Genomic DNA, 13,604 nt, shown 5'->3' with positions numbered 1-13,604 from the left:
CCCGCCCCGGTGGGGGTGGGTCGCCGCGACTGCAAGGCGCGGGGGGGTGGGGTGACGGTCTCTCGTTTCGAACAGTCTCCGCGTTGAGAGACTTTCACCCCACCCCGGCTCGCATCTTGCGATGCGAGCCGACCCTCCCCCTCCAGGGGAGGGTAAGAAAGGCGGTCCGCACGATGCGTTCAGTTCAACGGGGGGCCTACCCCACCGCCTCGAAACACCACGCCAAAATGCCTTTCTGGGCGTGCAGGCGGTTTTCGGCCTCGTCGAACACCACCGACTGCGGGCCGTCGATCACCTCGTCGGTGACTTCGTCGCCGCGATGGGCGGGCAGGCAGTGCATGAAGATCGCGTCCTTCTTCGCCAGCGACATCAGCCGGGCGTTGACCTGATAGGGCTTGAGGATGTTGTGGCGGTGCTTGCCTTCCTTGTCGCCCATCGAGAACCAGGTGTCGGTGACCACGCAATCGGCGCCGCGCACCGCGGCCTCCGGATCGTTGCCGAGCACGATCGGCGCGTCGGTCGCCTTGATCCAGTCCTTCATCGCCTTCTTCGGCGCCAGCTCCGGTGGCGTCGCGATGCGCAGGTTGAACTTGAACCGCTCCGCCGCATGCGCCCATGACGCCAGCACGTTGTTGTCGTCGCCGGTCCAGGCCACGGTGCGGCCCTCGATCGGCCCGCGATGCTCCTCGAAGGTCATCAGGTCGGCCATCACCTGGCAGGGATGCGAGCGCCGCGTCAGCCCGTTGATGACGGGCACGGTGGCATGCGCGGCCAGTTCCAGCAGCGCCTCGTGGTTGAGGATGCGGATCATGATGGCATCGACGTAGCGCGACAGCACGCGCGCGGTGTCGGCGATGGTCTCGCCGCGGCCGAGCTGCATCTCGGCGCCGGTCAGCATGATCGATTCACCGCCGAGCTGGCGCATGCCGACGTCGAACGACACCCGCGTGCGGGTCGAGGGCTTTTCGAAGATCATCGCCAGCGTCTTGCCTTCGAGCGGCCTGACCGGCTTGACGTCCTGCTTCTTCTGCGCCTTCAGCTTCGCCTTCATGGCGACGCTGGCGGCCAGGATGCTGCGCAGCTCCCTGGTCGGAATCTCGTTCAGGTCGAGAAAATGGTTCAGAGCCTTGCTCATCACCCCGCCGCCTTCTGCAACTGGCCGCCCGACAACGCCACGCAGGCGCGCTCGAGGCGGGCTACGGATTCCTCGATCTCGGCTTCGCTGACGATCAACGGCGCCAGGAACCGCACCACATTGTCGCCGGCGCCGACGGTGAGCAGCTTTTGGTCGCGCAACGCAGTGACGAGGTCGCCCGAGGGCACCACGGCCTTGACGCCGATCAAGAGGCCCTCGCCGCGCACCTCCGACAGCACGGTCGGATAGCGATCGACCACCGAGGCCAGCTTCTGTTTCAACAGCAGCGACATCTTCTGGACGTGGTCGAAGAAGCCCGGCTTCAGCATCACGTCCAGCACCGCATTGGCCGCGGCAATCGCCAGCGGATTGCCGCCGAAGGTCGAGCCGTGCGAGCCCGGCGTCATGCCGGACGCCGCTTCCGCGGTGGCCAGGCACGCGCCGATCGGAAAGCCGCCGCCGAGCGCCTTGGCGAGCGACATGATGTCGGGCACCACACCCAGGCGCTTGTAGGCGAACAGGTCGCCGGTGCGGCCCATGCCGGTCTGCACCTCGTCGAAGATCAGCAGCATGCCGTGCTGGTCGCAGAGTTCGCGCAACGCCCTGAAGAACGAATTCGGCGCGGAGCGCACGCCGCCCTCGCCCTGCACCGGCTCGATCAGGATGCCGGCGGTGTTGGGACCGATCGCCTTCTTGACCGCCTCGAGATCGCCATGCGGCACCTGGTCGAAGCCGTCCAGCGGCGGCCCGAAGCCTTCGAGATATTTCGCCGAGCCGGTCGCCGCCAGCGTCCCCAGCGTGCGGCCGTGAAACGCACCTTCGAAGGTGACGAGGCGGAAGCGCTCCGGCTTTCCCTTGGCGGCGTGATAGCGGCGCGCGATCTTGATCGCGCATTCCATCGCTTCGGCGCCGGAATTACAGAAGAACACGAAATCGGCAAAGCTCTGTTCGCACAGCCGCGCCGCGAGCCTGTCGCCGTCCGGGCTCTTGAACAGGTTCGACATGTGCCAGAGTTTGGTGGCCTGCTCCTGCAAGGCGGCGACCAGATGCGGGTGGCAATGGCCGAGCGCATTGACCGCGACGCCACTGGTGAAATCGAGATAGCGCTCGCCAGTGGTTGATATCAGCCAGGCGCCTTCGCCGCGCTCGAAACCGAGATCGACCCGGGCGAATACGGGGAGCAGATGCGACGTCGCGCTATTGGGCATGGCAATCGGCATGTCAATCACTTGGGGTTAGAGCCCGCTATGGTGCGTATAGGTGCACCGCATCCACAACCGGCCCCGGAAAACAAAACGTGCCGCCTTTTAGGGGCGGCACGTGGGAACCATTCTAGGCGTGGCGCGATAACTGTCAACCGGTCAGACAAAGGCCCGAAACATCCGTAGGATTCCGGTGTGGGCGACGGAACATGTGGATGCAACCATGCTGACTCTTGCGCGAGAGTCACGCCATATTGTAGCTTCTCCTCTGTCGGGTACGACATCTCGTGCGGCGGTTCTGATCCTCTAGTCGTTGCTGTTCAGCGTACACGTTCGGGCGCGGTTATCCCGCCCGGCGAGGGCTAAGGGATTCTGCCCGCAGGGATTTTTGAGATTTGGCATCGCAGCGCCGTCCTCATGCTGGCCGGCGCGATGCGAAGGGAAGAGTGCGATGACGGTATTGACCTGGTCCGACGATCGCGTCGAGCAACTGAAGAAACTCTGGGAAGGCGGGCTTTCCGCCAGCCAGATCGCCGCGGAACTCGGAAATGTGACGCGAAACGCGGTCATCGGCAAGGTCCACCGGCTGGGCCTTTCCGGCCGCGCCAAGAGCCCCTCCTCTGCCGCACCGCGGCAGCGCAAGGCGCGGCCCGCCCAGCAGATGATGCGGGTATCGCGTCCGGTGTCGCGCGGCAACACCGCGCTGGCCCATGCGTTCGACGTCGAGATGGAGCCGGATCCGATCGCCTACGACAATGTGGTGCCGATGAGCCAGCGGCTGTCGCTGCTGGAGCTCAACGAGGCCACCTGCCACTGGCCGATCGGCGATCCCTCGAGCTCGGAATTCTTCTTCTGCGGCGGCCGGGCGCTGGCCAGCCTGCCCTATTGCGCGCACCACTCGCGCATCGCCTACCAGCCCGCCAGCGACCGTCGCCGGCAGCCTCCGAAGCCGACCAGGTAAGCCACTCCTCGTCATTGCGAGGAGCATTTGCGACGAAGCAATCCAGCTTCATGTTATACCGCGCGATGGATTGCTTCGCTACGCTCGCAATGACGGTGTGAGAGCACAATACGACATCTTACAGCTGTCGTCCCTGCGAACGCAGGGACCCATAATCACAGGTGCTTGTGGTTATGCCAAGCTGGTGCTCCAGCTCATTTCAAATTGACATCGGTGGTTATGGGTCCCGGCTCAGCGCTCGCTTACGCTCGCTTGGCCGGGACGACGATGGAGTTTCACTCCGCCTTCGCAAACCTGTCGTCCAGCGCATAACCGGCGCCGCGGACGGTGCGGATCGGGTCCTGCTCGCCGCCGGGGTTGAGCAGTTTGCGCAGGCGCCCGATATGAACATCGACGGTGCGCTCGTCGATATAAATGTCGCGGCCCCAAACGCTGTCGAGCAATTGCTCGCGGCTGAACACCCGGCCAGGATGTTCCAGGAAAAATTCCAGCAGGCGATATTCGGTCGGGCCGAGATCGATCGGGCGGCCGGAGCGCGCGACGCGGCGCTTTTCGCGGTCGAGCTCGAGGTCGCCATAGGTCAGCATGGTGGCCAGCCGCTCGGGGCTGGCGCGGCGCAACAGGCCTTTTACGCGCGCCAGCAATTCCGGCACTGAAAACGGTTTGACGATGTAGTCGTCGGCGCCGGTGGCCAAGCCGCGGACGCGCTCGCTCTCCTCGCCGCGCGCGGTCAGCATGATGATCGGCAGCTGCCGCGTTTCCGGCCGCGCCCGCAGGCGGCGGCACAGCTCGATCCCGGACAGGCCCGGCAGCATCCAGTCCAGCACGACGAGGTCGGGCACCCGCTCCTTCAGCCTGGTATCGGCGTCGTCGCCGCGCCCGACGGTTTCGACGTCGTAGCCTTCGGCATCGAGGTTGTAGCGCAGCAGCGTGGTGAGCGCTTCCTCGTCTTCCACCACCATTATGCGCGCACTCATATTCTGGGCCTCTCTCAATTGCCAGGTACCGTGGTCGCGAAATTCGTCATGTCACCCTTCGGGCGCTTGTCGAGCATCTGCTGACCCTCGATCATGTAGAACACGGTTTCCGCGATGTTGGTGGCGTGGTCGCCGATCCGCTCGATGTTCTTGGCGCAGAACATCAGATGGATGCAGAACGAGATATTGCGCGGGTCTTCCATCATGTAGGTCAGGAGTTCGCGGAACAGCGAGGTGCAGATGGCGTCGACTTCCTCGTCGCCCTTCCAGACCGCCATCGCCGCCGGCAAATCGTGCGCGGCATAGGCGTCGAGCACGGACTTGACCTGGCTCTGCACGAGGTCGGTCATGTGCTCGAGGCCGCGGATCAGCTTGAGCGGCTGGAAATCGTTTTCCAGCGCCGCGACCCGCTTGCCCATGTTCTTGGCGAGGTCGCCGATCCGCTCCAGATCGGTGGCGACCCGCATGGCGCCGACGATTTCGCGCAGGTCCACCGCCATCGGCTGGCGCCGCGCGATGGTGAGCACCGCGCGTTCCTCGATGACATGCTGCAGGCTGTCGATTTCGGCGTCGGAGGCGACGACGCGCTTGCCGAGCGCGACGTCCCTGCGGATCAGCGCATCGACGGAATCGGTGATCATGCGCTCGGCAAGACCGCCCATCTCCGCGACCAGCCGGGTCAATTCCTGCAGATCGCTGTCGAACGCTTTGGCCGTGTGTTCCGTACCCATTGTCGTTTTCCTCGCGATGCGCGTCAGCCGAACCGGCCGGTGATGTAATCTTGCGTGCGCCGGTCGCTCGGCGAGGTGAAAATCTTGTTGGTGTCGTCGAACTCGATCAGTTCGCCGAGATACATGAAGGCAGTCTTGTCGGAGACGCGCGCGGCCTGCTGCATGTTGTGGGTGACGATGGCGATCGTATACTCTTCCGCCAGCTCCGAGATCAGCTCCTCGATCTTGGCGGTCGAAATCGGATCGAGCGCCGAGCACGGCTCGTCGAACAGGATCACCTCGGGCCGCACCGCGACGGTGCGGGCGATGCAGAGGCGCTGCTGCTGGCCGCCGGACAGGCTGAGGCCCGAGGCGTTCAGCTTGTCCTTGACCTCGTTCCACAGCGCGCCGCCGCGCAGCGCCTTTTCGACCCGGCCGTCCATCTCCGATTTGGAGATCTTCTCGTAGAGCCGGATCCCGAACGCGATGTTTTCATAGATCGTCATCGGAAACGGCGTCGGCTTCTGGAACACCATGCCGACCCGCGCCCGCAGCAGATTGAGATCGAGCTTGGGATCGAGGATGTTGGTGGAATCCAGCATCACCTGGCCGGTGGCGCGCTGGCCGGGATAGAGGTCGTACATCCGGTTGAAGATGCGCAGCAGGGTCGACTTGCCGCAGCCGGACGGCCCGATGAAGGCCGTGACGCGGTTCTCGCCGAGCGCGAGGTTGATGTTCTTCAGCGCGTGGTTTTCGCCGTAGTAGAAATTGAGGCCTCGCGCCGTCACCTTGGCCGGCGCCTCGGGCAGCACCACCGCGGGAACGGGTCCGCCCGCGGCGCTCATCGATACAGAAAGCTCATTCATTTTGGTGTCCTCTCGGCGCCAAGGATGCGGGCGCCAATATTCAGCGCAAGTACGGTCAGGGTGATCAGCAGCGCCCCACTCCAGGCGAGCTGCTTCCAGTAGACGTAGGGGCTTTGCACGAAGTTGTTGATGGTAACCGGCAGGTTGGCCATCGTCTTGGTCAGATCAAGGCTGAAGAACTGGTTGGAGAGCGCGGTGAACAACAGCGGTGCGGTTTCACCGGCGACGCGGGCGGTGGCCAGCAGCACGCCGGTGATGAGGCCGGCGCGCGCCGCGCGGTAGGCGATGCGCTTGATGACCAGCGAACGCGGCAGGCCGAGCGCGGAGGCCGCCTCGCGCAAGGGATTGGGCACCAGCAGCAGCATGTCCTCAGTGGTGCGCACCACCACGGGGATGACGATCACCGCCAGCGCCAGCGAGCCGGCAAAGGCCGAGAAGCCGCCCATCGGCACCACGATGGCGCCGTAGATGAACAGGCCGATGATGATCGAGGGCGCGCTCAAGAGAATATCGTTGATGAAGCGGATCACCGAGGTGAGCCGGTCGTTCCTGCCGTATTCGGCGAGATAAGTGCCGGCCATCAGGCCGAGCGGCGCGCCGATGCCTACCCCGATCACAGTCATGATGATCGAGCCAACGATGGCGTTGAGCAGGCCGCCGTCGGTCGATCCCGGCGGCGGGGTGTTCTCGGTGAAGATCGCGAGATTGAGCCCGGCGAGGCCGTTGTAGAACAGCGTGAACAGGATCAGGCCGAGCCAGGTGACGCCGAAGATCGCGGCACCGAGGCAGAGGAATTTGACGATGATGTCGAAGCGGCGGCGGCGGCTGTAAATCGGGTTCATGATCAGTTCCCCGCCTTCTTTTCCAGCCGCATCAGCATCAGCCGCGCCGCGGCCAGCACGAAGAAGGTCAATATGAACAGCAACAGGCCGAGCAGGATCAGGCCGGATTGATGCAAACCGTCGCTCTCGGCGAATTCGGATGCGATCGCCGCCGAGATCGTGGTGCCCGGTGAAAACACCGAACCGGTGATGCGGAACGCGTTGCCAATGATGAACGTTACCGCCATGGTTTCGCCGAGCGCACGGCCGAGCGCCAGCATGATGCCGCCGATCACGCCGACGCGGGTATAGGGGATCACCACGTTGCGAACGACTTCCCAGGTGGTGCAGCCGACGCCGTAGGCGGCTTCCTTCAGCACCGGGGGCACCGTCTTGAACACGTCGACCGAAATCGCGGTGATGAACGGCAGCACCATGATCGCGAGGATCAGCGCCGCGTTGAACAGGCTGAGATAGGACGGCGGGCCGGCGAAGATCGTGCCCAGCACCGGGACGCCCTCGAACAGCCTGATCATCAGCGGCTGAAAGCTGTCGGCCATGAACGGGCCGAGCACGAAGAAGCCCCACATGCCGTAGATGATCGAGGGGATGCCGGCCAGCAACTCCACGGCAAGGCCGATCGGGCGGCGCAGCCATTGCGGGCAAAGCTCGGTGAGGAAGATCGCGATGCCGAGGCCGACCGGGACGGCAATCAGCATGGCGATGACGGAGGTGACCAGCGTGCCGTAGATCGGACCGAGCGCACCGAGCACCGGCGGGTCGTTCGACGGCGCCCAGCGCGACGTGAACAGGAAGGAAAAGCCGAATTCCCTGATCGCCGGCCATGCTCCCGCGATCAGCGAGACAATGATGCCGCCGAGGATCAGCAATACCGAGATCGCGCAGGCGCGGGTGATCCAGTAAAATGTAACGTCGCCGAGCTTGAAGGCACTGAGCGCCTTGGCGCGATCGTATGGGCCGACGGATTCCATCGCATCGCTCTGAACGGCCATGTCTGCCACACCAATCCCCTGTACTTATACTGTTCTGCTTGATCTGTCTCGCACCCCGGATGTGGCGCAGCAGGAGATGCGCGCTGGCTGATCCGGGGGCTATTCTTTGTCCGCACGCTCGTGGGTCCCGGCCCTGCGGAGCAGCACGTAAAGCGCTGCTCCGCGTCGGGGACGAGGCGTTTTCAGCTCAGCTCTTGATGTCGGCCGACCAGGTCTTCTCGATCTGCTTGACCACGTTGTCCGGCATCGGGATGTAGTCGAGTTCCTCAGCCATCTTGTCGCCCTTCTCGAAGGCCCATTTGAAGAACTTGATGGCTTCGCCAGACGCCGCTTTGTCGGCGGGCTCCTTGTACATCAGGATGAAGGTCGCGCCGGTGATCGGCCAGGAGGCTTCACCCGGCTGGTCGGTCAGGATGACGAAGTAGTTCTTGGAACCAGCCCAGTCGGCGTTGGCAGCCGCGGCCTGGAATGCCGCAACAGTCGGCTGCACGGTCTTGCCGGCCTTGTTGATGACGGCGCCGTAGGTCAGCTTGTTCTGCTTGGCGTAGGCGTATTCGACATAGCCGATCGAGTTCTTGGTTTGGCTGACGTTGCCGGCGACGCCTTCGTTACCCTTGGCGCCGACGCCGGTCGGCCATTCGACGGCCGTACCCGAACCTGCCTTGGTCTTCCACTCGGCATTGCTCTTCGACAGATAGTCAGTCCAGAGGAACGTGGTGCCCGAGCCGTCCGAGCGGCGCACGACGGTGATGGCGTCGGCGGGCAGCTTCAGCTTCGGATTGAGCTTGGCAATCGCCGGATCATTCCAGGTCTTGACCTTGCCGAGATAGATGTCGCCGAGCAATTCGCCGGAAAATACCAGCTCACCCGGCTTGATGCCTTCGAGGTTCACGACCGGCACCAGGGCGCCCATCGCCTGCGGCCATTGGATCAGCCCGTCCTTTTCAAGCTGCTCCGGCTTGAGCGGCATGTCGCTGGCGCCGAAGGTCACGGTCTTGGCCAGGATCTGCTTGATGCCGGCGCCGGAACCGATCGACTGATAGTTCAGGCCGTTGCCGGTCTCCTTCTTGTAGGCATCGGCCCACTTCGAATAGAGCGGGAATGGGAACGTCGCGCCCGCGCCGGTGATGTCGGCAGCGAATGCCGACGTCGATGCGGCCACGAGGCCTGCAGCGACGATAGCTTTCATGAAATTCATGGTTGTCTCCATCTTGTGAGCGAAGCGCCTAGCGCGCCCGACTGCGCTCACGCCGTCCGTTTAGGGGCGGTACACGGTGCTTTTACGAAGGTTTCGTGACAGTTGGATGACAGAGACAAGCGATTGAAATCGCTTGGATTTAGGTCGCTTCGGGCGGCCGGACCTGGGGAAAAGCGGCGGTGAAAGTCGCGCCCTGCTTGGGCACGCTTTCGATCAAAAGCCGGCCGCGATGGCGGTTAAGAATATGTTTCACCAGCGATAAACCGAGGCCGGTGCCACCCTGCGCGCGGCTGTCGCCGACATCGACCCGGTAGAACCGTTCGGTCAGCCGCGGCAGATGCTCGGGCGCGATGCCGGGGCCGAAATCGCGCACCATGACCCGGACTTCCGGCGCGCCTTCGCCTGACAGCGCCTGACTCAGGGAAACCACGACCTTGCCGCCGGACGCTCCGTATTTCAGCGCGTTCTCGATCAGGTTTTCGAACAGCCGCAGCAACTCCTCGCGGTCGCCCGCAATCGAAACCGGCGTATCCGGCAGCTCGATGTCGATGGTGACCTGGCGCTCACGCGCCAACGGCTCCAGCCCGTCCGCGACCTGGCGGATGATGGGGACCAGATCCACCAGCGTGTCGGGGCGGACATGGGCTGACAGTTCGACCCGCGACAGCGACAGCAGATCGTCGATCAGCCGCGCCATCCGCGTCGCCTGGTTGTGCATGATGCCGAGAAAGCGCTCGCGCGCCTTGACGTCGTCCTTGGCCGGCCCCTGCAGCGTATCGATGAAGCCCGACAGCGCGGCCAGCGGGGTGCGCAGCTCATGGCTGGCATTGGCGACGAAATCGGCGCGCATTTCCTCGACCCGGCGCAGCGGCGTCTGGTCGTGGAACGTCATCAGCATGCATTTGTCGGAGCCGCCGAACAGGGTCGGCACCGGCACCGGCGTGATGGTCAATTCCATCCAGCGGTCGACCGGCACGTGATCCAGATAGGTCGCGCGCCGGATTTCCGAGGTCGCGATGGCTTCGCGCAACGCGGTGATGATCTCGGGCGAACGCAGCGCGAACTGCGCCAGCTCGTTCTTGCGCAGCGCCGGCGCGAGCTGCGCCGCCGCGGCGTTGAGATGGAGGACGCGGCCGGCGCGGTCGAGCAGCACGGCGGGATCCGGCATGCCGGCGACCACTGCGGCGACCGCCGCGGCCTCGACCGGATTGGCCACGCGGACCTCGTCGCGCGACGCCGCGACATCGTGCAATCGCCACGGCACCAGCGCGGCCGCACCGATGCAGATGAACGCCGCGACGGCGCGGACCACCGCGAGATCGCCGAACACGACGAGCACGGCCAAGGCGAGACCCGCGGCCAGCAGGATGATGGCCGAATGCCGCAACCGGTCCGGCCACGGCGAGAAGAAGGAAGGAGAAGATTCATCTATCGCCATCGGGCCGACTTAGCTTCCGGTTCGGGTCCGTATCGTCAGGCGCCGGTATCCCCACGCTCGCGTACATAGACAGCTTCGTGTTTCGGCGCGGGGTCAGCGACCGACCTCTTCAGATTCAGCCGCTTCAACCGGGCGCCCATTATAACCTCCCGAAGCGTCAGCAGGATTACAGATATGACGAACGGCGCAATGTAATAAAGCAGACGAAACAGCAGCATGCCGGCGAGCAGGTCTTCGCGGTCCATCTGCCACAGCCCGACCAGCATGGCGGCGTCGAACACCCCGAGCCCGCCGGGAGAGTGGCTGGCGAAACCCAACAGCGTCGCCGAAACGAACACGACCGCGACCACGACGAAGCCGAGATGGGGCTCATCCGGCGCCAGCACGTACATCGCCAGCGCGCAAAAGCTGAGATCGACGATGCCGATCGCGATCTGCAGCAGCGTCAGCGGACCGCCCGGCAGCGTCACCGTCCATGGCCCGCGGCCGACCCCTCGCGGCTGGATCCAGACCCAGGCCACATAGGCCGCCAGCCCGATGAGAATGAGGAACGCGGCCAGCCGGTTCAGCCAGATCGGCAACTGATCGATCGCGGCAGCCGCTTCCGGATGATAGGCGATGCCGAGACCGAGCACCGCGGCATTGCCGAGCCAGAACGTCAGGCCGGCCAGAAAACAGATCTTGGCGACGTCGATCGCGTTCAATCCCCATGCGGAATAGATCCGGTAGCGCACGGCGCCGCCGGTAAAGACGCTGGCGCCGACATTGTGTCCGATCGAATAGGACGTGAATGCCGCAAGCGCGGTGACGCGGTAGGGGACGTCGGTACGACCGATGGTGCGAACCGCGAACAGGTCATAGAATGTCAGGGTGAAATAGCCCGCCGCCACGAACAGCGCGGCCAGCGCGATCTGGCGCGGTTCGATCCGCCTGATGGCGTCGACGACCTCGCCGGTGTCGATGGTGCGCAGCATATGGTAGAGGACGTAGCACGCGATCCCGATGACGGTGACGCTGACCACAACACCTAATTTGTGCAGGATTTGCTTCTGGCGCAGAAACGAGACCGCCCTGCGTATTGATTCAAGCATCTCCACCTCTAAGTGCGATCCCATACTTGCGGCTGCCGGACGATCTCTGCCGTCCCGGCGCCACGCTTGTTCCCCGACCCGAACTGGTAGCGCGTTTTGAGCCGAAGTGGAATTCGCTTGGGCCGAATAAAACACGCACCTTCAATATATTAGGGGGCATTCGTGACACCAGCTGCACAGATTTGCTGCATTCCTCTGTCCTTACAGGCCCGGTGGCTGCGAACTTGCGCCGGCAGCCAGTGAAGTTTTCGTGATTTCCGGGCATCCTGCGGCAAGACCGGTTCCCGCCTGGCGCCCACACGGCCGTTCGGGTCCGGATCATGCCCGATGCCGCGAAAGCACCCGGTCGCGCAGCCAGGATCCGACCGCGCAGCCGACCAGATATAATGCGAACAGGATCAGGCCGAGGTCGAGCCAATAGCCGAAGCGGCCGGGAATCATATGGGTGAGCGCCGCCGCGACCAACGCCGCCGCCAGCCCCGACAACCAGCGGGCGGTCGTCTTCGATACGCCCTGGCCGCGGTGGACCACCGCAATCCAGCCCATGGCGAGACCGAGCAACAGCGACGCCAGCAGCCAGCCCCAGTGGAATGTCGCCAGATAGGTCATTCGCCTTTCCTCACCACGAAATCGATGCGGCGGTTCTGCGCCTTGCCCTCGTCGGTATCATTGCCGGCCAGCGGCCGGGTGCTGCCATAGCCAACAGGCGTAAACCTGCTGGCGGGCAGGCCTGCCTTGACCAGATAATCGGTCACGGCCTGCGCGCGCTTTTCCGACAGATCCTGGTTGAAGGCGACCTCGCCGTCGGCGTCGGTATGCCCGGCGATCTCGATATTGACGGTCGAACAGCGCATCGCGGTTTCGACCAGCCGGTCGAGCAGCGCCGCCGAATCCGGATCGATGGTGGCGCGCCCGGATTCGAATCGGATTTTCGCTTTCGCCAGCAAATCCGCCAGCAGCTGCTGACAGACGGTGGCATCGACCGGCGCCGCCGCGGGCCTGACCGAGATTTCAGGCTTGAACTGCCAGCCTTGCGGAAAATCCTTGCCGAGCCCGGCGCGGATCTGAACCGCCGCCGCTTCGTAGAGGGCGTCACCCGACAGCTTCACCTCCCGGTCGGACACCACGAGCGTGCCGGTCGACAGCCGCGCCAGCGCGCCCAGCGCCGGCACCACCGCATTGGCGAAGCCCGCGGGCGCCCCGACGCTGGCCTTGAGATTGTCGACCACCTTTTCCCGGAGGATTTTGCGCCCGGCCGCGGTCGCGATCGCCGCATGGACGTTATTGTCGGGCACATAGCCGGTCAGCGTCACCGTCCCCGCGACCGGGTCCTTGTAGGCCTGGAAGACATAGGGCGGCGCCTTGACCTCGTTGGCGGCGACCGAAAAACCCTCGGGGAGATTTTTCAGCGCAGCCGCAATCGCTTCCCGGCCGCCGAGGTCGCGCGCCATGCCGGAAAGGCTGACCTTGGTATCGGAAAGGGTGACCTTGCCGTCCTTCAATTTCCCGATCTGATCGAGCAGCAGCAGCGCCGCATTGTCGAAACGCGGCGGCGCGCCCCGGGCCAAATTCATCCGGTCCACCACTTCGACCCCGCCGAGACCTGCGCGGGCAGCCTCCATCAACCTGTTCTTGATGGCCGGCAGGGGCGAACTGCCGCCCAGGGTGACCCGGACGACATCCCGCTCAGCCGACCAGGCGAACGGTTTGGATTCGGGGACCAGCCGGGTCTGGTCGTCGACCAGCCGCACGCCCGGCACGGCCTCCACCGACGCCACCGCGCTGCGACGGCCGTCTTCCGAGAAGGCGTCCGCCGCAAAGGTGACGTCGCGGCCGGCGACCGCCATCCGCGCCTTGTCGAGCACGGTATCCTTGAGCGCGGCATTTGCGCGCGCGGCCAGATCGGCTTCCAGGGGGGTGGTGCTGGTCCAGGCCGCGATCGCCCACAAGACGGCCAGTGGAATCGTGCCCGGCCACCATTTGCTGCTCCACCTGAAAAGTCCGTGCATTGGCATCCCGCGGGGCCTGGCGCCCCGATTCCGAAGTTCGTGAGCTATCGCGGCACCCCCTGACACGAACTTCGGCAACAAGGGGGGCGCTAGCACTGGAGAACAGAGAGAAAACAAACCCTTGCGGGACTGTCAAACTGGAAATAACACGAAAATTGACCGGTTACGCGGCGCAATCCGACT

Annotated in this window: 13 protein-coding genes; 1 reads left to right on the top strand and 12 read right to left on the bottom strand. The window is 64.4% G+C overall.

Features of this window, described 5'->3' with window-relative positions; genetic code table 11:
- Positions 1–196: 196 nt before the first annotated feature.
- A complete protein-coding gene (gene argF, locus Q7T45_RS04720; protein ID WP_304868207.1) occupies positions 197–1,135 on the bottom strand; it encodes an ornithine carbamoyltransferase in 939 nt (312 codons plus the stop codon).
- Positions 1,135–2,343 (bottom strand): aspartate aminotransferase family protein, encoded by a 1,209-nt coding sequence (locus tag Q7T45_RS04715; protein WP_304868215.1) that lies wholly within the window; start codon positions 2,341–2,343, stop codon positions 1,135–1,137. The genes argF and Q7T45_RS04715 overlap by 1 nt, the downstream gene beginning before the upstream one ends.
- Before the next feature lie 445 nt (positions 2,344–2,788).
- Between Q7T45_RS04715 and Q7T45_RS04710 the strand changes: the two genes are divergently transcribed.
- Entirely contained in the window at positions 2,789–3,298 is a 510-nt protein-coding gene (locus Q7T45_RS04710; protein WP_304737490.1) for a GcrA family cell cycle regulator, read from the top strand.
- Positions 3,299–3,573: 275 nt separating this feature from the next.
- On the opposite strand, the gene phoB is transcribed toward Q7T45_RS04710, so the two are convergent.
- From phoB to Q7T45_RS04660, 10 genes are all read right to left on the bottom strand, one after another.
- Positions 3,574–4,275, bottom strand: coding sequence for a phosphate regulon transcriptional regulator PhoB (phoB, locus tag Q7T45_RS04705; protein WP_304868204.1), 702 nt, complete (start codon positions 4,273–4,275; stop codon positions 3,574–3,576).
- Positions 4,276–4,289: 14 nt separating this feature from the next.
- Entirely contained in the window at positions 4,290–5,006 is a 717-nt protein-coding gene (phoU, locus tag Q7T45_RS04700; protein ID WP_304868202.1) for a phosphate signaling complex protein PhoU, read from the bottom strand.
- Between the two features lie 23 nt (positions 5,007–5,029).
- The gene (pstB, locus tag Q7T45_RS04695) at positions 5,030–5,851 is read right to left on the bottom strand and encodes a phosphate ABC transporter ATP-binding protein PstB (protein WP_304868200.1); all 822 of its coding nucleotides are present in this window, start codon (positions 5,849–5,851) and stop codon (positions 5,030–5,032) included.
- Complete coding sequence (gene pstA, locus Q7T45_RS04690) at positions 5,848–6,693, bottom strand: phosphate ABC transporter permease PstA (protein ID WP_304868198.1); 846 nt, start codon at positions 6,691–6,693, stop codon at positions 5,848–5,850. The genes pstB and pstA overlap by 4 nt, the downstream gene beginning before the upstream one ends.
- A 2-nt stretch (positions 6,694–6,695) precedes the next feature.
- Positions 6,696–7,694: a phosphate ABC transporter permease subunit PstC gene (pstC, locus tag Q7T45_RS04685; RefSeq protein WP_304868197.1), complete on the bottom strand. Its 999-nt coding sequence runs from the start codon at positions 7,692–7,694 to the stop codon at positions 6,696–6,698.
- Positions 7,695–7,872: 178 nt separating this feature from the next.
- On the bottom strand, positions 7,873–8,883 hold the full coding sequence (gene pstS, locus Q7T45_RS04680; RefSeq protein WP_304868196.1) for a phosphate ABC transporter substrate-binding protein PstS: 1,011 nt from the start codon (positions 8,881–8,883) through the stop codon (positions 7,873–7,875).
- A gap of 139 nt (positions 8,884–9,022) precedes the next feature.
- A complete protein-coding gene (locus tag Q7T45_RS04675) occupies positions 9,023–10,321 on the bottom strand; it encodes an ATP-binding protein (RefSeq protein WP_304868194.1) in 1,299 nt (432 codons plus the stop codon).
- Positions 10,322–10,356: 35 nt separating this feature from the next.
- Positions 10,357–11,412 (bottom strand): lysylphosphatidylglycerol synthase domain-containing protein, encoded by a 1,056-nt coding sequence (locus Q7T45_RS04670; protein ID WP_304868192.1) that lies wholly within the window; start codon positions 11,410–11,412, stop codon positions 10,357–10,359.
- A 318-nt stretch (positions 11,413–11,730) separates the two neighbouring features.
- A complete protein-coding gene (locus Q7T45_RS04665) occupies positions 11,731–12,021 on the bottom strand; it encodes a hypothetical protein (RefSeq protein ID WP_304868190.1) in 291 nt (96 codons plus the stop codon).
- Positions 12,018–13,421: an OmpA family protein gene (locus Q7T45_RS04660; RefSeq protein WP_304868188.1), complete on the bottom strand. Its 1,404-nt coding sequence runs from the start codon at positions 13,419–13,421 to the stop codon at positions 12,018–12,020. Before Q7T45_RS04660 ends, Q7T45_RS04665 begins: the two co-directional genes overlap by 4 nt.
- Positions 13,422–13,604: the final 183 nt, after the last annotated feature.

It is taken from the genome of Bradyrhizobium sp. (assembly GCF_030646015.1).
Lineage (GTDB): Bacteria > Pseudomonadota > Alphaproteobacteria > Rhizobiales > Xanthobacteraceae > Bradyrhizobium.
Note: the sequence above shows the minus strand (reverse complement) of the source record. Positions and strands in the feature narration are given on the sequence as shown.

Bases quoted from the DNA above. Each gene is read 5' to 3' on its own strand.
- argF (WP_304868207.1), bottom strand. From the start codon at position 1,135: ATGAGCAAGGCTCTGAACCATTTTCTCGACCTGAACGAGATTCCGACC.
- Q7T45_RS04715 (WP_304868215.1), bottom strand. From the start codon at position 2,343: ATGCCCAATAGCGCGACGTCGCATCTGCTCCCCGTATTCGCCCGGGTC.
- Q7T45_RS04710 (WP_304737490.1), top strand. From the start codon at position 2,789: ATGACGGTATTGACCTGGTCCGACGATCGCGTCGAGCAACTGAAGAAA.
- phoB (WP_304868204.1), bottom strand. From the start codon at position 4,275: ATGAGTGCGCGCATAATGGTGGTGGAAGACGAGGAAGCGCTCACCACG.
- phoU (WP_304868202.1), bottom strand. From the start codon at position 5,006: ATGGGTACGGAACACACGGCCAAAGCGTTCGACAGCGATCTGCAGGAA.
- pstB (WP_304868200.1), bottom strand. From the start codon at position 5,851: ATGAATGAGCTTTCTGTATCGATGAGCGCCGCGGGCGGACCCGTTCCC.
- pstA (WP_304868198.1), bottom strand. From the start codon at position 6,693: ATGAACCCGATTTACAGCCGCCGCCGCCGCTTCGACATCATCGTCAAA.
- pstS (WP_304868196.1), bottom strand. From the start codon at position 8,883: ATGAATTTCATGAAAGCTATCGTCGCTGCAGGCCTCGTGGCCGCATCG.
- Q7T45_RS04675 (WP_304868194.1), bottom strand. From the start codon at position 10,321: ATGGCGATAGATGAATCTTCTCCTTCCTTCTTCTCGCCGTGGCCGGAC.
- Q7T45_RS04670 (WP_304868192.1), bottom strand. From the start codon at position 11,412: ATGCTTGAATCAATACGCAGGGCGGTCTCGTTTCTGCGCCAGAAGCAA.
- Q7T45_RS04665 (WP_304868190.1), bottom strand. From the start codon at position 12,021: ATGACCTATCTGGCGACATTCCACTGGGGCTGGCTGCTGGCGTCGCTG.
- Q7T45_RS04660 (WP_304868188.1), bottom strand. From the start codon at position 13,421: ATGCACGGACTTTTCAGGTGGAGCAGCAAATGGTGGCCGGGCACGATT.